The sequence below is a fragment of the Paenibacillus sp. Negev47 genome (assembly GCF_058313655.1).
In genome coordinates this window covers 5,794,800-5,816,409 of the sequence record NZ_CM177754.1, presented here as the reverse complement: position 1 = coordinate 5,816,409, position 21,610 = coordinate 5,794,800, and the positions used below count along the sequence as shown (strand labels likewise).

19 protein-coding genes are annotated in these 21,610 nt (G+C 46.7%); 15 read left to right on the top strand and 4 right to left on the bottom strand.

Going from position 1 to position 21,610, the window contains the following annotated elements; genetic code table 11:
* Nucleotides 1-185: 185 nt before the first annotated feature.
* The 6 genes from AC4G47_RS26195 (at nucleotide 186) to AC4G47_RS26170 (ending at nucleotide 6,577) form a co-directional block, all read left to right on the top strand.
* A complete protein-coding gene (locus AC4G47_RS26195; RefSeq protein WP_491103502.1) occupies nucleotides 186-1,268 on the top strand; it encodes a hemolysin family protein in 1,083 nt (360 codons plus the stop codon).
* A gap of 388 nt (nucleotides 1,269-1,656) precedes the next feature.
* Nucleotides 1,657-2,607, top strand: a complete 951-nt coding sequence (locus AC4G47_RS26190) for a ring-cleaving dioxygenase (protein ID WP_458125283.1) — start codon at nucleotides 1,657-1,659, stop codon at nucleotides 2,605-2,607.
* Nucleotides 2,608-2,621: 14 nt separating this feature from the next.
* On the top strand, nucleotides 2,622-3,227 hold the full coding sequence (locus AC4G47_RS26185) for an alpha/beta hydrolase (RefSeq protein WP_491106804.1): 606 nt from the start codon (nucleotides 2,622-2,624) through the stop codon (nucleotides 3,225-3,227).
* A 272-nt stretch (nucleotides 3,228-3,499) separates the two neighbouring features.
* A complete protein-coding gene (locus AC4G47_RS26180; protein ID WP_491103501.1) occupies nucleotides 3,500-4,390 on the top strand; it encodes an alpha/beta fold hydrolase in 891 nt (296 codons plus the stop codon).
* A 292-nt stretch (nucleotides 4,391-4,682) separates the two neighbouring features.
* Nucleotides 4,683-5,975, top strand: coding sequence for a threonine ammonia-lyase IlvA (gene ilvA, locus AC4G47_RS26175; protein ID WP_491103499.1), 1,293 nt, complete (start codon nucleotides 4,683-4,685; stop codon nucleotides 5,973-5,975).
* Complete coding sequence (locus AC4G47_RS26170) at nucleotides 5,975-6,577, top strand: GNAT family N-acetyltransferase (protein WP_491103498.1); 603 nt, start codon at nucleotides 5,975-5,977, stop codon at nucleotides 6,575-6,577. Before ilvA ends, AC4G47_RS26170 begins: the two co-directional genes overlap by 1 nt.
* Before the next feature lie 149 nt (nucleotides 6,578-6,726).
* On the opposite strand, the gene AC4G47_RS26165 is transcribed toward AC4G47_RS26170, so the two are convergent.
* The gene (locus tag AC4G47_RS26165; RefSeq protein ID WP_491103497.1) at nucleotides 6,727-7,695 is read right to left on the bottom strand and encodes a hypothetical protein; all 969 of its coding nucleotides are present in this window, start codon (nucleotides 7,693-7,695) and stop codon (nucleotides 6,727-6,729) included.
* 315 nt (nucleotides 7,696-8,010) lie between these two features.
* Here AC4G47_RS26165 and AC4G47_RS26160 point away from each other — a divergent pair, with 315 nt between their 5' ends.
* Complete coding sequence (locus tag AC4G47_RS26160; protein WP_491103495.1) at nucleotides 8,011-11,148, top strand: stalk domain-containing protein; 3,138 nt, start codon at nucleotides 8,011-8,013, stop codon at nucleotides 11,146-11,148.
* Between the two features lie 314 nt (nucleotides 11,149-11,462).
* A complete protein-coding gene (locus tag AC4G47_RS26155; RefSeq protein WP_491103494.1) occupies nucleotides 11,463-12,368 on the top strand; it encodes an AraC family transcriptional regulator in 906 nt (301 codons plus the stop codon).
* A 26-nt stretch (nucleotides 12,369-12,394) separates the two neighbouring features.
* Here AC4G47_RS26155 and AC4G47_RS26150 read toward each other — a convergent pair whose 3' ends face one another.
* Nucleotides 12,395-13,207 (bottom strand): hypothetical protein, encoded by an 813-nt coding sequence (locus tag AC4G47_RS26150; RefSeq protein ID WP_491103493.1) that lies wholly within the window; start codon nucleotides 13,205-13,207, stop codon nucleotides 12,395-12,397.
* Between the two features lie 413 nt (nucleotides 13,208-13,620).
* Here AC4G47_RS26150 and AC4G47_RS26145 point away from each other — a divergent pair, with 413 nt between their 5' ends.
* The 3 genes from AC4G47_RS26145 to AC4G47_RS26135 all read left to right on the top strand — a co-directional run bounded on the left by AC4G47_RS26145 (nucleotide 13,621) and on the right by AC4G47_RS26135 (nucleotide 15,825).
* On the top strand, nucleotides 13,621-13,854 hold the full coding sequence (locus tag AC4G47_RS26145; RefSeq protein ID WP_458125291.1) for a hypothetical protein: 234 nt from the start codon (nucleotides 13,621-13,623) through the stop codon (nucleotides 13,852-13,854).
* 252 nt (nucleotides 13,855-14,106) lie between these two features.
* Nucleotides 14,107-14,937 carry an alpha/beta hydrolase gene (locus AC4G47_RS26140; protein ID WP_458125292.1) on the top strand — a complete coding sequence of 277 codons (831 nt, stop codon included), beginning with the start codon at nucleotides 14,107-14,109 and terminating at the stop codon, nucleotides 14,935-14,937.
* A 102-nt stretch (nucleotides 14,938-15,039) separates the two neighbouring features.
* Nucleotides 15,040-15,825, top strand: a complete 786-nt coding sequence (locus tag AC4G47_RS26135; RefSeq protein WP_491103490.1) for a DODA-type extradiol aromatic ring-opening family dioxygenase — start codon at nucleotides 15,040-15,042, stop codon at nucleotides 15,823-15,825.
* Nucleotides 15,826-15,992: 167 nt separating this feature from the next.
* Here the strand turns inward: AC4G47_RS26135 and AC4G47_RS26130 are convergent, their stop codons facing one another.
* Nucleotides 15,993-16,205, bottom strand: coding sequence for a hypothetical protein (locus AC4G47_RS26130; protein ID WP_491103489.1), 213 nt, complete (start codon nucleotides 16,203-16,205; stop codon nucleotides 15,993-15,995).
* Nucleotides 16,206-16,362: 157 nt separating this feature from the next.
* Nucleotides 16,363-16,902, bottom strand: a complete 540-nt coding sequence (locus AC4G47_RS26125) for a DoxX family protein (protein ID WP_491103488.1) — start codon at nucleotides 16,900-16,902, stop codon at nucleotides 16,363-16,365.
* 336 nt (nucleotides 16,903-17,238) lie between these two features.
* Here AC4G47_RS26125 and AC4G47_RS26120 point away from each other — a divergent pair, with 336 nt between their 5' ends.
* From AC4G47_RS26120 to corA, 4 genes are all read left to right on the top strand, one after another.
* The gene (locus tag AC4G47_RS26120; protein ID WP_491103487.1) at nucleotides 17,239-18,312 is read left to right on the top strand and encodes a DUF3048 domain-containing protein; all 1,074 of its coding nucleotides are present in this window, start codon (nucleotides 17,239-17,241) and stop codon (nucleotides 18,310-18,312) included.
* 326 nt (nucleotides 18,313-18,638) lie between these two features.
* Nucleotides 18,639-19,256, top strand: coding sequence for a DUF47 domain-containing protein (locus tag AC4G47_RS26115; RefSeq protein WP_076215091.1), 618 nt, complete (start codon nucleotides 18,639-18,641; stop codon nucleotides 19,254-19,256).
* Nucleotides 19,257-19,270: 14 nt separating this feature from the next.
* The gene (locus AC4G47_RS26110; protein ID WP_491103485.1) at nucleotides 19,271-20,260 is read left to right on the top strand and encodes an inorganic phosphate transporter; all 990 of its coding nucleotides are present in this window, start codon (nucleotides 19,271-19,273) and stop codon (nucleotides 20,258-20,260) included.
* A 307-nt stretch (nucleotides 20,261-20,567) separates the two neighbouring features.
* On the top strand, nucleotides 20,568-21,527 hold the full coding sequence (gene corA, locus AC4G47_RS26105; protein WP_491103484.1) for a magnesium/cobalt transporter CorA: 960 nt from the start codon (nucleotides 20,568-20,570) through the stop codon (nucleotides 21,525-21,527).
* The last annotated feature ends 83 nt before the right edge of the window (nucleotides 21,528-21,610 follow it).

The following is a 21,610-nucleotide window of genomic DNA, read 5'->3' as shown; positions in this document are numbered from 1 at the left end:
GAGAGGACAGAATAGACTGAAGAAGCGAAGCGTCCGCCTTTATCACCGGATTTTCCCCTTTTATATAAGGAATAAAAAAATCTGGGGATAACAGCGGTCGGAAGGTTATTCTGTCATCGGAGTGTTCTGAGCAACCTTAATATAAATTTTACTTGGAGGTGAATCCCTCAACCTGAGGGAAATCATTGGACGGAATAATAGCCTTGAATTTATTTTTAGTAGCCGTATTTATAGGTCTGACAGCCTTTTTCGTTGGAGCCGAATTTGCAATTCTTAAAGTACGGATGTCCCGAATCGATCAATTGATCTCGGAAGGGAACAAAAAGGCAGTACTGGCCAAAAAAGTGGCGCACAACCTGGATTATTATCTATCTGCGTGTCAATTGGGGATTACCATCACGGCGTTGGTATTGGGAGCCTTGGGTGAACCTACCGTTGAGAAAATGCTGCATCCGCTGTTTGAGCGAATGGAAGTACCGGCTGCGTTGTCTACCGTGCTTTCCTACGGTATCGCTCTGGCAATCATTACGTTCCTGCACGTGGTTATTGGTGAATTGGCACCGAAAACCCTGGCGATCCAGTTTGCAGAGAGAATGACGTTGTTGCTGGCACCACCACTGTACTGGTTCGGTAAAATCATGAATCCGTTCATCTATGCATTGAATGGAGCTGCTCGTCTGTTGCTTGGCATATTCGGTGTAAAACCTGCCGGGCATGATACCGTTCACTCGGAAGAAGAGCTGAAGCTGATTATGGCACAGAGCTATGAGAGTGGCGAGATCAACCAGACGGAGCTGGACTACCTCAAAAACATTTTTGCTTTTGATGAGCGTCTGCTTCAGGAAATTATGATTCCAAGAGATAAAATCGTTACCTTGAATAAAGAAATGCCGCTTGATCAGATCATTGAGATGCTGAATCGACACGAATACACGAGATACCCTGTTATTGCGAATGGGGATCAGGCTCATTTTGTTGGCTTCATTAACACGAAAGAAATGCTGACGAGTGTGGCTGCGGGCAGAGACTTCAATATGGAGACATTTGTTCACAATACGCCGAGTTTCTCCGAACGTTCTCCAATCAAGGATGTACTGATCCAGATGCAGCAAAGCCGTGTACACATTGCAACCGTGAAAAACGAGGCAGGTGCTACGGTAGGTATGGTTACGATGGAGGATATCCTTGAAGAGATTGTCGGAGATATTAAGGATGAATATGAGCACAAAGATTTGGTGAATCCACCAAAAAGAATGAAATTGGTTTAAGAAGCAGTGAGACAAATGTAATACAAGAATCACGAAACAACGTAATCGTTCTAACGCTAAGCAGGTTCCCGATGTGATCGGGGCCTGTTTTTTTGTATTAAACCTTAATTTTAAAATAAAAGCTTGCATATTGTGGTTTAATGGACTAATATAAATTTAAAGAATCTTAATTTAAAGATAAATAAGAAAAGCAATAAATAAAAGAAGCGAAATAAGTCGAACTTAAACGTACGAAGAGGACAGAAAAAACCTGAAAAAGCGAAGCGGTCGCCTTTATCCCCGGATTTTCCCTTAGGAAAAGAAATCAAAAAAATCTGGGGATAACAGCGATTGGAAGGTTATTCTGTCATCGTAGTGTCTGTGTAAATAAACCAAGGGAGTGGAGATTATGTTCAGAACTTCAGGAATTCATCACATTACAGCGTTTGTAGACGATGCACAGAAAAATGTTGATTTTTATGCAGGTGTATTGGCGCTCAGACTGGTGAAAAAAACAATTAACTTTGATGCACCAGACGTGTATCACTTGTATTACGGGAATGAGCAGGGTGCACCGGGCACAATCATTACCTTTTTCCCACAGCAAAATTCAAGAAGAGGTGTCATTGGTTCCGGTCAGACTGGAGTTACCGTATATGCGGTTCCTGTAGGAAGCCTGCCTTTCTGGAAAGAACGTCTTGCTTCCTTCGATATTCCATATGAAAATAAAACCAGATTCGGTGAGCAGTACATTCGTTTCTTCGACAAAGGCGGTCTGCTGCTTGAACTGGTTGAGCGCGAAGGTGGTCAGCCAAGCAGCTGGACTTTCAACGGTGTGACACCCGAGCATGCCATCAAAGGATTTGGCGGTGCCGTATTGTTCAGTCACGTCCCTGAGAAAACCATGGACGTCTTGGTGAGCAAACTGGGTCTGGAGCAGGTCGGTGAAGAGAACGGACTTTTTCGTCTTCAGGCAAGCGGCGATATTGGTCAGATCATCGATATTCAGTCTACAGGCATCCAACGCGGGATTGGCGGAGCCGGAACGGTCCACCATATCGCATGGCGTGCGAAAGATTACGCGGAGCATGAACAAATTCAGCAGGATCTTGAACAATCGGGATATCATCCAACGCCGGTCATTGACCGTCAATACTTCAACGCTGTGTATTTCCGGGAGCCGGGAGGTATACTGTTCGAGCTGGCGACGGATCCTCCGGGATTTGCACGGGATGAACCAAAAGAGAGCATGGGCCAGAAACTGATGCTGCCTGAATGGTATGAACCACAGCGCGAACAGATCGAACAATTGTTGCCACGAATTGAAGTACGTGAATGGAAAGGAGAGTCTAAATCATGACCACAACCAATACAATGAAACATATCTATAAAGCAGGTGCTCAGCCGGATGCGCCAACAATCCTGTTGCTTCACGGCACAGGTGGAACCGAGAATGATCTGGTTGGTCTGGCGGAGATGATCGCACCAGGAGCTGGCATACTTGGGGTACGGGGGAACGTATCGGAGAACGGGATGCCCCGTTTCTTCCGCCGCTTGGCCGAAGGTATTTTTGATGAAGAGGATCTGATTGCTCGTACGGCTGAGCTGGGATCTTTTGTCGATGCAGCTGCGGTGGAATACGACTTCGATCGGTCCAACGTGTATGCACTGGGTTACTCTAACGGTGCCAATATTGCGGCAAGCCTGATCTTCCATCAAGCAGATGTATTCAAAGGTGCAATATTGCATCATCCGATGGTACCGCTGCGCGGACTGGAATTGCCGGACATGAAAGGTCTGCCTGTGTTCATTGGTGCGGGCGAGAACGATCCGATTGTACCAAGACGTGAAACCGAGGAACTTGCTTCGCTGCTCAGCGGTGCAGGTGCAGAGGTAAACATGCACTGGGAGCGTCAGGGTCATCAGTTGACTCGTACCGAGGCAGAAGCCGCGGCAGCTTGGTTCAAGACACAGGTGTAAGAATGTTTATGTGAGCTCCAGCCACTATGCGGCTGGTACAGTTACCCGATCCAATCATGGATCGGGTTTTCTTTTTCACAAGGAAAAAGGAGGCTAGCAGAACGGTGGAGAGGGGAATGATCCTTGAAACGTGATAGTAGCGACAGGACGGCTGTAACTTGCTGAGCAACATGGTTGTCGTAAGGCATGGATTATTCTATAATGAAGTAATTGATAATCATTTTCAATTAGATTCGGTGAAAGATGACTATGCATGTAATCAGGAGGGGAACATGAATCCTAACCCTAGTTCACATACGTTTGGTTCAAGTGCGTTTGTTCAGACCCGCGATGGTCGCAAACTACATTATATGTCCAGGGGAACAGGCGATCTGACGGTGGTGTTTGAGTCCGGTATGGGCGCCTCCAGATCGAACTGGGGACTGGTTGCACCAGCCATTGCTGAGCATGTACGCGCAGTCGTGTATGACAGGGCAGGGGCGGGACGAAGTGATGTCGACTCGGCTCCGCGCAGCCTTGAACGCATTGCAGGGGATCTTGGGGATCTGCTGACGGCTCTTGGTTCGGGTCCATTCATTCTGGTTGGACATAGCTGGGGAGGTCCGATCGTACGGGCTGCTGCGGCTGTACATCGGTCTCGATTACGAGGCATTATTCTGGTGGATCCATCAGACGAGCATTGTGAATTGTATTTTTCGAACACGGCCAAAAAGAGTTTTGCCATCAATGGTTTCCTCATTCCAATCATGGCGCGAACGGGCTTATACCGGTTGCTCGGCAGCAAAGCTGGACGTGTGCAGCCTGACGATGTGGCGGCGGATCACCTCAAGGAGGATTTCACTGTACGGGCAGCCAGCACGATGCTTGCGGAAAGCAAAACATTTCTGAATGACATGGCAGTATTGCTGGAACATCCTCCGGCTCTGGGTGATCTGGAAGTCAGCGTGATCTCGGGTACGAAACCGGGCAAGGGAGAGGGGAAAATCAGACCGGCCCTCATCACGGCGCATCGCCATACAGTGAGCCAGTTGTCCAATGCGAGATGGATTGCAGCCGATCAGTCCGGTCATATGGTTATATATACAGACCCACAGGTCATTATTGATGAAATTTTAAGAATGATAAATGATAAGAGCTCAGGCGCAAGAACAGAACAAAAGTGATACAATACAAAGAAAAGCAGTGCGCGACATTGCTAGATAAGTTGAATTAATGATTTACACGATAACGGAGAGGACAGAAAGAACCTGAAAAAGCGAAGCGTTCGCCTAAAAGCTTTCTGAAAGAAAGCTGCATCGGAAGCATACGCTATCACCGGATTTTTCCCTTGGAAAAAGGGAATCGAAAAAAACTGGGGATAACAGCGATTGGAGGGTTATTCTGTCATTGTAGTGTCAGTGTAATTAAACTTTAGTTCAACTTATATAGACCATAAAAGCGGAGTGTGGAGACAACATGAAACCAGTTGAACAAGAACCAACGGGAACCACAAGTCCCGGTCGTGCCAGTGTTGGCATGGAAGATATCGTGCGCGCACATCATGTGCTGCGTGAGGTCATTGTAAGAACGCCGTTGCAGCGGGATGCTGTATTGTCGGCCAAATATAACTGTAATGTGTATCTGAAAAGGGAAGACCTTCAAGTGGTGCGCTCGTTCAAAATTCGGGGCGCTTATAATATGATTCGCAGTCTGACACCAGCCGAGATGGAGAAAGGTATTGTCTGTGCGAGTGCAGGCAACCATGCTCAAGGTGTTGCTTTTAGCTGTAATGCGCTCGGAATTAACGGCAAAATCTTCATGCCGAGTACAACGCCGAATCAAAAGGTGAAGCAGGTACGTCGCTTTGGCGGAAACAACGTTGAAGTGGTGCTGATCGGGGATACCTATGACGATGCATACGCAGAAGCTATGCGTGCATGTGACGAACAGGGCATGACGTTCATCCATCCTTTTGATCAACCCAAAATTATTGCAGGTAATGGTACGGTAGCGATGGAAATCATGGAAAGTCTCGACGAGAATGCCGACTATGTGTTCGTGACGATTGGCGGCGGAGGGCTGGCAGCCGGCGTGGGAACCTACATGAAGACCGTGAGTCCGGAGACGCGCATCATTGGTGTGGAGCCACTTGGGGCAGCTTCCATGAGTGAGGCGATGTTCCGCAAACATGTGGTTACGTTGGATGATATTGATAAATTCGTGGATGGTGCCGCGGTGAAACGGGTTGGTGATCTGACCTTTGAGATCTGCAGCAGTGCACTGGATGATATTGTGAAAGTACCAGAAGGCAAAGCCTGCACGACCATTCTGGAGCTATATAATGAAAATGCAATTGTAGTCGAGCCTGCCGGTTCCTTGGCTGTTGCGGCGCTTGAGCAATATCGTGAGCAAATTGTGGGCAAGACGGTAGTCTGCGTGATTAGCGGCGGAAACAACGATATTGACCGGATGCAGGAGATCAAGGAACGTTCCCTCATCTATGAAGGTCTGAAGTATTATTTCATGGTTAATTTCCCGCAGCGTGCAGGAGCTTTACGTGAATTCCTGGAGGAAGTTCTAGGAAAGAATGATGATATTACCCGGTTTGAATATACGAAAAAGCATGATAAGGAAAATGGCCCTGCCTTGGTGGGCATCGAGCTGATGTACAAGGAAGATTACCACCCGCTCATTGAACGCATGAACCGCAAAGGTATCGCCTATACCGAGCTGAACAAAAATCTGAATCTGTTCAACATGTTAATCTGATGAATGATTCCAAGATGCAATCAGATCACCACGAAACATCTCCTCTGATCAGACCTGCGTGCATAGAAGATGCAGATCAGGTCATTCCATTGTTGTATCAGGCGATAGGGGACATTGCATACGCGCTTGCGGGTGAGGCGGATCATGAGAAGGCGATGCAAATTTTGCAGGAGTTCTATGTGCAGGAAGACAATCGGATTAGCTATCGTCATGTGACAGTGATGGAGCAGGATGGGCTGATTGCGGGGATTTTGGTAGCCTATGATGGCGGTGAAGCAGATCGTCTGGATCAGCCGATTCTGAATCGAACTGGACGAAGTCGGGAAGAGAAGTATGCCTTGGTCAAAGAAACCCGTCCGGGGGAGTATTATCTGGATACTCTCTCGGTAAGTGAAGCTTATCAGGGGCAGGGTATCGGCAGGGCACTGATGGCTGCTTTTGAGCAGCAGGGCAGAGACCTGGGTCACTCGCAGGTATCCCTGATTGTAGAACGGGACAACGGCCGTGCGCTAATGCTGTACGAACGGCAGGGATATGTCAAAGACGATGTGATTGTCATCGCGGGACATGAGTATAATCATATGGTCAAACCGATTCAATAGTGCGGAGCGCTGAAGTGTTAAGCAGTTTTGACGATAGAAGCAAGAAGAAACCGCCACAGGAGCGAATCCTGTGGCGGTTTTTGTCGTGGTTATCTGTTTGGAACTTAGCTGTATTTTGGCCCGGATGTTAATCCTGGGAACGGATTAACTCAATAATTCGCATAGTTGCTAACCGGTACATTCTGCTCCAGCCATTTCTCGACAGCAGCCGTTTTCTCGAATTGGGCTTCGGTTACGATGTCCATGAACTTATCGAGCTTGGTCAGCAAGGTACTTTCTTCGGATGAGTTACGTTGTAAGACAGCTTTGTAACCTTTCTGGGCATTAGCAGTCATTTTGTTCGTTTCATAGTCAAATAGAGGCGTGTTGTTCAGGCCATAAAACGTATACAAGGTATAGTTATTCATCAGGTTTTTCACCTGTTGTACCCGATTGGACTTGGGATATTCGTTCAGGAATCGTTCCTGATTCAAAGCGCGATTGAGTATTTCCTGGTAGCCAATAACCAGTGCACCATCGTCGGCGGCAAGGTTACTGGTTTCGACCGCCATGATATTAATGTATTGTTTGATGTCTGGCTTCACGTACGAGATATATTTCTGAAAAGACATATAGTTCATGATTGGATAAAGAGAACCTTCCAGCATGACCAGGCGATAGCCGCTATCCCGTGCATGTTGAAGTAGTGCACGCAGACTGGTGTCTTTGGTGCGAGACATGAGTTGGGTGAAGCTGTCATTCCACTTGTAGGCCTTGATCATCTTGTCCTGAACATTAGGTACGAGTAAGCGGTCCGTCATGGCTGTCAGCGCCTTATTGCGAGCATTCTCCAGTTGTAAGACCATCAGGGTTGCATGATGAGTGGTGACTTGATTGATATGAGATTCGAGATAGGTATCCGCGGCAGGCAAGCCGTTCTTTTTGTAGAGCATGGATTGAAATGTTTTATATATCGTCGTTGAACTGGCAGTTGTGACTTTGGTATCTGTACTGGAAGAAGCGGCAGCAGCGACTCCAGATAATGGAGAGACAGCCGTATGGAGCAGCAAGACGATGGCGGTAGCTGTAATGAAGGTGCGTATGCCTTTACGTTTGGCAGATTGGAACGATGATGTCATAGATATGAACCTCCCGTAGTTGAGAAAATGATAGGCGTTGTTCACTAGTTACTTTACATTAACCCAATTGGGGCAGGATGTGGTTGCGGAATGGTGACAAATTCTTCTGTTATTTTTAACTTTTGGAGGGTGGAAGATAGAGGAATGTTTCTGCGAAAATATTTTTTGTACAACTGGAAACTTTTGAGCTGATCGGAACGTCTTAGTTGTGCATAGGAAAATACAGGAATTAATGAAATGAACAGCGAATCTATTTCGATGTTAACTAATGCGAGAATGGGGATATGGGACATGAGGAAACCGGGAGGAAAACAAGTGAAGAAGGTAATGTCAGCGCTGGCTGTATCGGCCATGCTGATGTCCGCACTTCCAACGTCGGTTATGGATGCAGCTGCGAGAATCAGTATATATATTAATGATGCAGAGTTATCATCTGCTCAGGCACCTGTTATGAAAGGTGGACGGGTACTGGTTCCACTTCGGTCGATTTTTGAAGGATTGGACGCGAAGGTATCGTACACCAACAGAACCAAAACGATTGTTGCAACTCGCGATGATCAGGAAGTTACTTTGAAACTTGGTTCCAAAACGGCATACATCAACGGGGAAGCGATCCCGCTGGATGTACCTGCGAACACGATTAAGGGTAACACAATGGTTCCAATTCGTTTTGTCAGTGAAGCTTTTGGAGAGAAAGTGTTCTGGAACTCGCGCAATCAGCGTGTAGATATCAAGACAACGGCAACGCCTCCAGTGGATGAGACACAATATGCTGCATGGAACATCTACGGTTCGGTATCTGGAAGTAATGGAGATGGTCGTGACCTGACCGTGAGCTTCACACGTCCAACTTCAGAGAAGGCTGTATCTGCTTACCGGATTATGCTGGTGAAAACTCGCGATGTGAATAGCTTTACGGAGTCGGCAGCGTCTGCCGTACCTTCTGCGAACTATACATCGGTTACACCGAATGGCAACAACCCGAAACTGACGCTCAATGCACAGACACGTGACGTGAACGGGGATTTGCTCAATAGCAATGAAACGTATCGCTTGTATGTACTGACTGTTGGAAACAGCAGCAATAACTATAAAAATGCATTGAACTGGTCTTCCCAAGCATTGAAGCTCAATAATGTGAAATCCACAGTACAGGCGGTTACAAGCCTGCGTGCTGCAGATGTTAGCGACTATGGCGATGGACGCGATCTGGAGATTAATTTCACCCAGCCGAGCACGACATCGAACATTACGTATTATCGTGCATTTGTTGTTAAAGCGAAGGACTCTTCCGCATTCAATCTGGCTGCAGCGAACAAAGTGTCCAGTGCGAACTCCACTATCATATACAAAGGCAACACTTCTGCAGTCAAAAGCAAGCTGACTTCTTCGACACGGGATACGTCCGGCGAATTGATTAAAAGCGGTACAGCGTATGTCGTCTACATCCTGTCGGTAAGCACAAATACAACGACAGACAGCAAGCTGTCCGCAGCATCATCTTCACTTACGCTGTCGGTGAACACAGCAACGTCTCCAGTGATTACACAGGTGAGAGATAACTCGGATTATGGAGATGGCCGTGATATTCAGGTGAGCTTCAACCGTTCATCGGATGAGTCCAAGGTGGCGAACTACCGGGTCTTCGTGGTGCGCAACTCGGTTGCCAGCAGCTTTAACTTGACGACGGCAAGTAACCTGTCCTCCAGTCTGTACTATACGGTGAACAAAACAGGCAACAACATTACAACAACATTGCCTTCATCCATGAAAGACACGAGTGGTTATAACGTAACGAATCTGCAAGATTATCGCATCTTCGTGATGGCGGTGGGCAACCAGCAGAATGGATATACCAATGCGCTGTCAGCTTCCTCCACAGTGCTGAGACTGACAACGAACGGTAATGCGGGAGTCATTAGCAACTTGGCTGTTGCAGATATCAGCGACTACGGTGATGGGCGCGATCTGCGGGTTTCTTTCAACAAAGCAGCCGACGAATCCAGAATCTCTGGATATCGAGTATACGTTGTACGCTCCGGTAATGTGGGCAACTTTACGCTGAGCGCAGCAAATGCATCGAACAACTACACGCAAGTGAACAAAACGGGCGGTAACCTGTCAGTTACGCTTCCGAACTATGCGGTAGATACGAATGGGTATAGAATCTCTAATGGTAATGCGTATCGTGTGTTTGTTCTTTCTGTGAGTAATAGCGGAAACTCCAGTCAGAACGCATTGTCTTCTTACTCTTCACAGATTACATTGTGGGCAAACGCTGCTGTAACCGCTCCGAGCAATGTGGTGCCATCTGATATTGGGGATGCTGGAAATGGTAGTGATCTGCGTGTGACGTTTAATAAATCCGCAGATGAGACAAATGTGAATCACTATCGGGTGTTTGTGGTGAAAAATGCAAATGTAGGCAGTTTCAATCTGAACGTAGCCAATGCAGTGAATAGCTCCAATTATACGTATGTAAGTAGAACTGGAAGTAACCAGACGATTACTTTACCGAATAACGCTAGAACAACGGATGGAAGTGCCATTGTGAATGACACGGATTATCGAGTGTTCGTAATGGCGGTGAATAATAATTCATCTCTGGCAAACGCGCTGTCTTCAGCGTCAGGCATAATCAAATTAACCACAACGTCTGCCGTGGCAGCAGTGAGTAATGTGAATGTGACCGTCAAAGATCAGGGACAACAGGCAAGTAACCCTTCCGATGTAACTATCAATTTTGCCAAAGCATCGAATGAAACGGGAATTGCTAAATATCGCATCTTCATCGTGCCCGCGAATCAGGTAAGTGGGTTCACTACAAGTACAGCACTTGGTATTAATTACTATACTGACTTGGATACAAGTAGTGCGGGCACTTCAATCGTATTGAACAGTGGATACCGTGATATTAACAACGGCCCACTTTCTATTGGACAGAAATACAGAGTGTTTGTTATGTCCTTGTCCAACAGTACTTCTCGCGCGTCCAATCTATCACCGGCATCCAATGAATTTAATATCTATTCACAACAAGAATTCGTTCAGGCTGCTACTATTACAGATTTGCTAAATACCAGTACAGTAACGGAGGCAAGTTATAAGCTTACCTTTACTAAACCATCTTCTGAAACTGGAATTTCTGCATACCGACTCTTTATTGTTAAAGGAACAGATAGTTTGGATGTGACTACAGCAAGCTTTAACACTAGCTACCAAATTGGAAATCCTAAAGCGGTTGAAGTTACTTTAACTACAGCAGCTAAAGATTCAAGCGGAGCCAACCTTGTGGAAGGAGCCGAGTACAAGGTATATATTCTGTCAGTTGCTGCAAATCCAACAACGAACAAACATGCTCTTTCAGGCCCGTCAGATACGGTTAAGCTTGAATTAGTAGCCCAGACTGGCGCGCCAGCTCAAAATCCGGCATCCATTCCTCCAGTGCAGTAAAGGTACACCAGTACAGAGTTAACACTATTTTAATAAAAGAAGAAACTCCCTTTCCATACGGAAAGGGAGTTTTTATCATCTTGGAACAAACTGCCTTGGAACAACGATCTTGGCATAACTACGACACCTGATTCATGAAAATCTTGTCGCCAAAAAGGTTCCTTAGACCATTGTTACTTCGGGAACAAATAATGGATAATAAAGGGAAAATGGCTATATAGATCGAACTAAACATGTGCACGAAACGGAGTGGATAGTGTAAATATCTTTAGTTCACTTTATGTAGAAGCCTATGAGGCGAAAGGAATGATGGAATGCTTGCATTTCGTTTGACGGGCCTGCCGGATTCCCGGTTGCCGCTATACCTGTATTGTGTGGGCACGCAGGAAGAGAAAGTACGGCACAGACCGGATGGGTTTCCGGTGTATCAGCTGTTTTTGTCACGCGGCATCGAAGGGCAGTTCAGGCTACCTGGAAAAGGAGCATGGACTATGGGAGCCGGACAGTTGTTCGTTATGGAACCTGGGGTTGCGCATGAGTATGTGCCACATGCCAAAACAAGTGGTGAACTGGGTTATATCGGTATTGGCGGTGCATCGGCGGGATCGGTACTTCAATCCGCGGGTTTGCTTCAGATCGAGCCTTGTCACATTTCCGGTTTTGAAATCATCTGGTCACGCATGACAGATCTATGGCATGCACTGGATCAAGGAGCAACGGAGATGTGGAACACATCAGCCCTAATCTACCAGCTTATTTTGGATATAGCACAATCCAAAATCCCCTCTGATGTTGGTATCGTAGGTATTGGATCATCTATGGCCGAGGATGTGGCTGTAACACGTTCTAATCAGGAGTCCGATTCTGGCAAGGAGGCGCTCATCCGAGCAGTAGCATTGATGCATACGCACTACCAGGACGACTTGTTATTGAAACATGTTGCTGACGCAGTGGGTTATTCGGTGCAGCATCTCAACCGATTATTTCACCAGCATTATGGTGTGACAGGACATCAGTATATGCAGCGATTGCGTTTGCAGAAGGCTTCGGACTGGCTGGACAAGCATCCACGAGCCAGTGTACGGGAGGCGGCAGAGACCGTAGGCATGGAAGTGAACTATTTCATTCGGATGTACAAGCGAGAGTTTGGAGAGACGCCAGGCCAAGGAATCAAGCATCGCAATCAGCTCCAAATGGAAAAAGACCTCACGAATTCGTGAAGCCCCTGAATCGATCATATACCATGTTATGCTTTTTTCTTCTCTCCAAAGAACGGACGTAACGTTGCCAGTCCCACAACTCCGATTACAGTGCTCACCCATGGAGCCAGCGCAAATACCGGAAGTTTATCACGGAGTGGATACCCTACAAACAGCACAAGTACCACGATGACGATATAGATGATGATTCCCTTAAGGTTAACCTTAGGTATGGTGTTCTTGTCCGCTCCTTCATCATCCGGTCGCTCTGCAAGCCGACGAAGCATCTCAACCAGAGCAATCCCGCCTATAGCGGCAACGATCAGTGAGAATAGGCTAATATGTTGGAAAGGTTCGGTATCTCCGCCAGTCCAGCCTACGAACAGTCCGACACCTCCCTGGATCAGCATGACAAAAGACAACGCTGCCCACGCGATCATGGCATACCATTTCGGTGTCCGTTTCACTGGTGCTGGATTCTCAGTTGGTTGCGGTTCTGCAACGTTGGCTTTCTTTTTCGCTGAAGTTGATGAGCTTGTACTACGGGATGGACCCGGTTTACCCATCTCAACGACAACCGTCTTCTCGGGTGCTGTACCTGTTACCCCGAGCTGTGTATGGATGTCTTGCTCCAGATCAGCTCCATATAGCTCACGAGCGGGCTTGTTATCTTTCTGAGCCTGTACGATCGCTCTTCCTGCGGAGAGAATCCACTCTTCCTGTACTCTCTCGTCTGCTGGCGCATGGCGCGCAATCGTGCTGATCTGGTCATACAGTTTCACATTTTCAGGTGTCATCCGACTCATCTCGGTAATTTGCCGATTCTGTATTTCTTTAAGCTTCTTATAGGAAATCCCCAATGACTGCTCCCCCTGTCTACACACGTTCTGATCTTCCAAAAGTCCGAAGACCCTGACGGTATTTTAGTATACGGGAAGGGCTCTCGTTTCGCAAAGTCATTCCTTATAAAAAAGCTGTTCATGGTGAGCCCATATCCACACACAGGCCAGGATGACACAGGTGCACAACAGCACCAGTTTTCCGTGATGTTGAATCCACTCCAGTAGATGTTCCATGAATTCATTCCTTTCGGCGGAAGGATTCCGAGGCATATGCTGCCTGCATTGTTTATGGTTATTTTCCCCGGTTCATGTAAAAAAATACCCTCACGCCTTCCAGTTCTAACGATTGTGTGAAGTATGCATAAAGAGCAGCCGATTCCATCACAATAGTAGCATTTCCAACAGAAATCCGAGATTGGAGTGTGCTTGTTATGGATAAACAAACAGATTTGACGCGTAAGCTGCTGCTAAACAGCAACTCCCGTGGAGTGCTGGACGAGGTTGTGCCTCTGGAGGAGAACTTGGAGGATACCGAATACTCAGAAGAACTGACCGACGGTAATCTGCAAGGAAGAAGCTTTTGGGATAACAGTGAATCCGGTCATGAGCATGAATGGAATGGACGGGTGGAAACTCACGAGATGTTCCGTAGAAGCTACGAATAGAGACCCTTTACCAAGTGGGTTAAAGTCCAAACATATGGGCCAGCTGTAATCAGCTCGGCTCATTTTTTTGCGCTCATTAACCGATAAAATGTAGACTAGCAATAGATTTATAAAGGATTCCTACTTACGTTGACTTGCAGGTTACGGAATGATAATATATGAATACAATCTTAATACACACTAAACTTATCGGATTATATATAATTAACAATTTGAACATAGACAAGCAACGAATGGAAAGGGGAAATCGGCATGGAACGTCAGATCAGTATCCGTCATGGACAGGAAGAATTAACAGCCACGATTCATTATCCGGTCGTGAAAGACATCAAGGAGGAGAAGAGCCAGCAACGAGTACCTCTGGCGGTCATTTGCCATGGCTTTGTTGGTAGCCGCATCGGCGTGGATCGTCTGTTTGTGAAGACTGCCCGTGAATTGGCTGAAGACGGTTATCTGGTTCTGCGTTTCGACTATATCGGTTGCGGAGAGAGCAGTGGTGAGTATGGAGCGGAGGGACTGGAGTCCATGGTGCTACAGACCCGTTCGGTGCTAGATTACGCAGTCAATTGCAGTGATGTGGATCCGACTCGTGTCACACTAATTGGTCATAGTCTGGGTGGTGCTGTTGCATTACTAACTGCTGTGCGTGACAAACGTGTCAAGAACCTGGTTATGTGGTCCTCCGTAGGTTATCCATTTAATGATATCGTGAAGATTACGGGGCGGGAAGTATACGATCAAGGTGTGAAATTGGGTGCGGCTGATTATCTCGGATACAAATTCACACCGACCTTCTTCGAGTCTCTCGCTGAACAACAGCCATTCCAGGAAGCAGTCAAGTTTAGCGGCGATGTACTCGTCGTGCACGGTACGTCAGATGAGATTATCCCTGTAGACTACGCATTCCTGTATCAAAAGGTATTCTGGATGCGCCAGGAGGGCCGCTGCGACAAGGAGATCATCTTCCAGGGCGATCACACCTTCTCTTCAGGTAAAGAGCGGGAACAGCTGATTACGCGTACCAGAGAGTGGCTGGGCGAGCGCCAGAAGATCGAGCAGGATTGGCAGCACTGGATGATATAAGTGAAGGATTGCAACTGTTTGGGGATGTCAGCTTGGAAAAGCGCCTTCTTAAGGGTAAAATAGAAGAGTAAGCATTCTATCCGTGTCTGGAGGTTGGCAGCAATGACATTACCCGCACTTTTCATTGCGCATGGTTCTCCCGCTCTGGCGGTGGAGAGCAATGACTACACTCATTTTCTGAACCAGCTTGGAGGCAGGCTGCCGGCTCCAAAAGCCATTGTCGTATTTACGGCGCATTGGGATTGTCCCGAACCGTCTGTGACGATGGATGATACACATCAGACCCTGCATGATTTTTACGGATTTCCCTCTACGATGTATACCATGGAGTACGGAGCATCTGGTCAGCCGGATCTGGCGAACGAGATATGTGCGTTGTTCACCCGCAGCAATCTGGCGCATCAGCCCATTCGAGGCCGGGGCTTGGACCACGGCGTATGGGTACCCCTGCTGCATATGTACCCCGAGGCTAATATCCCTGTGATCGCCGTATCGGTCGATTCGTTGCGTACGCCGCAGGAACAGTATGATATTGGCCGTATGCTGGAACAGCTACGTCATGATAATGTCCTGATTATCGGTAGCGGTGGAACGGTTCACAATTTACGATTGCTTGGCAATAATGATGAACCGCAAGAGTGGGCAGTGGAATTTGATAACTGGATCGGGGAGCGCTTGGAGCAGTGGAACACGAGAGAGCTGTTTCAATATGAGAAAAAAGCCCCTCATGCACGTACGGCAGTTCCATCGTATGGTACTGAACATCTTGCGCCTTTGTTCTACGCCATGGGCACAGCGGATATGTCCCGATCAGCGAAGCGTCTATTCCAGTCTTACCCTTATGGAACGCTCAGTTTGAACTGCTGGCAGTTTGGAGACGGCGTGTAACTTGGAACAGACAACAGCCTGATTATGGCTAACAAGATAGGTGTGTAAGGATAACGTGTTTTAAAGTATACGATTATAATAAATAAACAAAAGAAGGTTTCTGTACCCACTGGATGGGTTACAGGAACCTTTTTTTCGATACGAAGCCTTATTTATGCAATGGGTCCTTATTCGCGGATTTCGAACAATTCACAGTCGGTACGCGAGTGATAAGCGAGTTCACTGACACTGGATTGTACAACTACGGTGTTGCTGTCAAAACGGATAATGATGCCACCGGAATCAATCTGGTGATTATCTTTGAAAACGCGAACCTTATACTTCATATTCATGGCTTCCTGAAAGTCCGCATCAGTCTCAAGACGTCGCTGTGTCGGCATATCGTGTACTCCTTTGATATTCAACTTTACGTTCATCATAATACGGTTTTCTATGGATGGGCAAGTCAGGCAGGGCATTCAGGATGATCTTGGAAAGCAAAAAGCCCTGCTCTCCAGGGGGATTGGGAGCAGGGCCGAGAATGCTATGAATGATTGCTTAAGCTGTTTTTTGAGCTGGGCTAATGGTTGGTGTGTCTTTAGAATGATTGCCTTTGTTGCGAGTGATCAATCCGCGAAGGTAAGGCAGTACCCAGTGATCCAGACCGATTTTACCTGCATTTGCACCAGCAACAACCAGGAAGATTTGCATCAGAACCAGTTGAGCATTCGTGCTTACTGTACCCGAGAAGAGGAACGCGAAGTTCATCACGAGAGCCATCAGGGCAGCCAGTGTTGTAAAGCAGCCGAGTAAGAGTCCTACACCTACAAGGAATTCACCGAGCGGGATGATGAAGTCGAACAATCCTGCATTCGGTACAGCGAATTTCTCAAGGAATGTTCCCCACCATGCTTGAACTGTAGGGTTTTCACCGGTTGCTTTGCCGACTGCTCCGGCGAGGAACCCGCCAGCTTGGAATCCGCCAGTCAATTTGCTCCATCCGTGAGTCATCCAATCATACCCGATGTATACCCGAAGTACTGTCAAAATCCACATTGCCACTTTGTTTTCTCTAAGCCATTGGTTGAAGCTGAACATATGAACCACTCCTTCATGGAATCTAGTGTGTGTTTTTTTGTTTTTCTAAGTGATCACCTTTGATGTCTTTATTGTATAGTTCAAAAGTCGTTTTGTTTGTGATTAAAATCACAATCTAGTTCAAATTTTAAGTAAGGTTTAAGAAGTTCACATTTAGGACATATTTTCCCCGCGATATGCTGTTTCAAATATGAATTACATGATGTATCAAGGCCTTCTGGGCGCAGACAAATCAGATCGTGTGTGATTAAATGGAAAGAAATACGTGAAATGGTTGCCTACATGAGACATATATCACAACTTAGAACTAGGCCATATCGTTCAGGAGGTCCTATATTGAAGCTTTTTAAATGGAACAAAGCAACATCGGCTGCATCGCTGTTTATTCTCTCATTGAGTCTTGTTGCCTGCCAAAATCAAGAGGCGACCCAGATGCCACTTCAGCCAGAACCGACACCTGCACCTGTGCAAGAAGAACAGACTGTAGAGGAACCCAGCACGTCTCTTTTCACAGCACCTCTAACTGGTCTACCTGTAGATGAAGCCATTACGCGGCGTCCACTCGCCGTGATGATTAATAATGCCCCTGCAGCTCGTCCCCAATCGGGTCTGAGTTCAGCGGATATCATTCTGGAAGTCCTCGCAGAGGGAGGCATTACCCGTTTCATAGCCATCTTCCAGAGTGAAGGTGGTGCTGAGACGGTTGGACCTGTACGCAGCATACGTCCGTATCTGATTGAATTGGGTGAGAGTTACGATGGAGTACTTGTTCATGCCGGAGGCAGTCCGGAGGCGTATTCCATTTTGCAAAGGCAGCAGAAACAGCATATGGACGAGATCTCGAATGGTGGACCATATTTCTGGCGTTCCTCTGATCGTAAAGCTCCACATAATCTGTATACTTCAGCGGACAAGCTAAGAGAAGGGTCAGATATCAAGGGATACAGCCATGACTTCAAGTCCCCGGTATACATCTATAACGAAGAAGGCGCGACGTCCGCAGGTGAGACGGTGAAGCAATTCGATATCCATTATTTATTGGATAGTTATCGAGTGACGTATGATTATGATGAAGTTAGCGGACGATATATGAGAATGGTAAATGGTAAAGCAGATCAGGATCTCGATAACGGGAATCCGCTTGGTGCAGCGAACATTATAGTGGCAGGTGCAGATCATAAGGTGCTCGACAGCGTAGGCAGGTTGTCCGTCAATCTGGAACAGGGCGGTGAGGCCATGCTGTTTCAGAAGGGCAAAATGATCCGTGGACAGTGGGTAAAGAAGCAGGGGGACATTATCCGTTTTGTTCAGGGTGGCAGTGAAGTGGCTCTTGTGCCAGGCAAAACCTTTATCAGCATTGTTCCGAATCAACCTGAGTTTGCGAGTCATGTAAAGTTGGCGGTTCAATAAGTTCAATAAAGTCGAATGCAATGAAAGAAAACGATGAAAGAAGGATCCATTTTGTCGTCAAAAAGGCATTAAATTCTACCTTTGCGTGAAAAGCAGAATGGTGTCGATCTGAATTTTGGTGTCGAATTGTAAACGCAGTGTAAAATTTTTGACTTGAATTTGCCATTATTCCAAATAATTAAGATTCATTTCAGATTAATGTGATAAGAATATAAAAAAGGATCGCACCTTTTGTACAAACCATGAAACAAATATGATAAGATATCAAAGGTTGTCATTTCATGTTTCATCGGTTATCGGCAATTTCTCGTAAAGGGGATAGAGTAATGAAGCTTAAGAAGAAGAAGGATATATTTTTTGAGACACTGGAGAACATGGCAGATACGGTTGTTCAAGCGGCAGATTATTTCTCCCAGCATGTTTCCAACCTTCAGGATGTGACTCTTTTTGCCAATGAAATGAAGAAGTACGAGTCGAAATGTGATGATTACGTGCATACGATCATTACAGAACTCAACAAAACATTTATCACGCCGATCGAACGCGATGATATTATGGAGCTGACAACAACTCTTGATGACGTATTGGACGGGCTCGAAGCAACGGCTTCCCGTTTCTATATGTACCAACTGACGGATCCGGACGAATTTATCGTTCAGTTTTCTGAAATTTTGCGCCAATCGGCTTACGAAATTCAGAAGGCGATTCATTTGCTGTCACAGAAAAAATTGCTGGCCATCCGTGAGTACACCATTCGTTTGAATGATCTGGAAAACCAGGGCGACGAAGTGCTGCGCATGTGTATCAAACATCTCTTCGCTACCGTGTCTGATCCGATTGAACTGATCAAGCGTAAGGAAATTTACGAACGTCTTGAGACGACAACGGATGCTTGTGAAGACGTGGCGAATGTGCTCGAATCCATCATTATGCGTAATTCTTAAGGAGCCAGAGAATAATGGAAACAACGATTTGGGTATTAGGTATAGTCGTCTTCCTTGCACTGGCGTTTGACTTCATCAACGGTTTTCACGACACAGCCAATGCCATTGCCACTTCGGTCTCGACACGGGCACTAACGCCACGTCGTGCGATCCTTCTGGCAGCGGTGATGAACTTTGTCGGTGCGATGATGTTTACAGGCGTTGCGAAGACGATTGGGGGGAGTGTGACCGACCCCACCACGCTGGATAACGGGATCGAGGTCGTCATCGTCACCTTGATCGCAGCGATTATCTGGAACCTGGTTACATGGTGGTTTGGTATTCCGTCTTCCTCGTCACATGCACTTATTGGAGCCCTGGCAGGAGCGGTATTCGTAGGTGCCGGATCGGATAAGCTGAAGTGGAGCGGATTTACGGATATTGTCGGAGGGTTGTTGTTATCGCCTCTGATTGCATTCGCGATCGGTTATGTGGTCATGACGGTTCTCAAATATATTTTCGCCAAACGCAGTCCGCATAACGTGAACAAAGGTTTCCGTACGGTACAGATTTTCACGGCAGCACTGCAAGCATTCACGCATGGTACGAATGATGCACAGAAAGCGATGGGGATTATTACCTTTGCTCTGGTTGCAGCAGGTGTGCAGGATAATCTGGATGTTCCGCTGTGGGTTAAAATCTCAGCAGCAACCGCGATGGCTTTGGGTACATCCATTGGTGGTTGGAAAATCATCAAAACGATGGGTACCAAAATCTTTAAAATTGAACCGATCAACGGATTTGCCGCGGATCTGTCAGCTGCATCCGTTATTTTCTCAGCAACGTTGCTTCACCTTCCAGTGAGTACAACGCACGCGATCACATCCGCTATTCTGGGTGTAGGTTCCGCGAAACGATTCTCTGCTGTGAAATGGGGACTTGCTGGACGTATCATTATTACATGGTTCATTACGATTCCGATTACTGCGGGACTGGCAGGATTGCTCTACTGGATTATTTTCTAAATACAGAAGTTATCCCGAACGAATTCGGGGTTACCAGACAATCTGTTCATAACTGTGTGAATATCGGGATATGTGGACAATTATACAACCAAAATCAAGAGACGCCTGTGCATGAACGTGTGGACAGGCTGGATATGTGGATAGCCATCCGTGGAATGATAAACCAAAAGAAGATATTCCTGTGGATACAGGGAACTGTGGATAGGGAAATGAGAGAAGCCAACAGGGTTGGCTTTTTTTGTTGTCGAGTTTGAAGGTACCTGTGTACAATAACGTAAAGATACAGGACAAGGACGTGGTCTAATTTATGATTCGTACACTCGCCATTACACGAGAACATCAAGTCTTCGTTAACGTTCCGCTTACACAGCTGGACCTGAACGATTACGCCTGGGTATGGGCAGATTTTAACCAGCCAACGGAAGAGGAAAGCCGTTTGCTGGATACATATTTTCATTTTCACCCCTTAGCTATAGAGGATTGTCTGCATGTGTTGCAACGGCCTAAGCTCGATTATTATGAACATTTGCAGTTTCTTGTGCTGCATGCACTGAATCCATCCACATTGGAAGCCGAGGAGGTGGACTTGTTTCTCGGAGCGAACTTCCTTGTTTCTTTTCATCATGGTGTATTGGAAGAAGTGGATGAAGCGTGGGAACGGTTGTTGCACCATGCACATGAACGAACCATCTGGGCGCGAGGTCCGGTGGCGGCAGCTTATACGGTGATGGACAAGTTGGTCGATCATTATTTTCCATCTTTATTTGCCATTGAGGATGAACTGGCTGAACTGGAGAACCGGGGTGGACAAGAGTCGGTTGAAGACTTAATGAACCAGGTGTTTGACTTGCGCACGCGATTGCTAAAGCTCAGACGAACAGTAGTACCGATGCGGGATCTGCTCTATCGGGTGGTAAACTCCCAGCATGTGCAGCGAACAGGGGAACATACGGCTTATTTTACCGATATCTATGACCATTTATTGAAGCTGACGGACATGATCGAAGCCGATCGGGAGATGACGGCTGATCTGCGCGACAGTTACATTTCCCTGAACTCCAACCGGATGAATCAGATCATGAAGACACTCACGGTAATAACGACTGTATTTATGCCGCTCACACTGGTCGCCGGAATCTATGGCATGAACTTTGCCTATATGCCTGAGCTTCAGTGGAAGTTCGGGTACGGGGCGGTGCTGCTGTTGATGTTTGTGCTTGGTGGCAGCATGGTGGCCTGGTTTGTAAGGCGCGGTTGGTTTAAGTAGGGCAAATGTGTCAGTTATCAAAATGTATATAATGTAACAAGCGATGATCTTTTTGGCACATGTGGATGCACAAAAAAAGATCA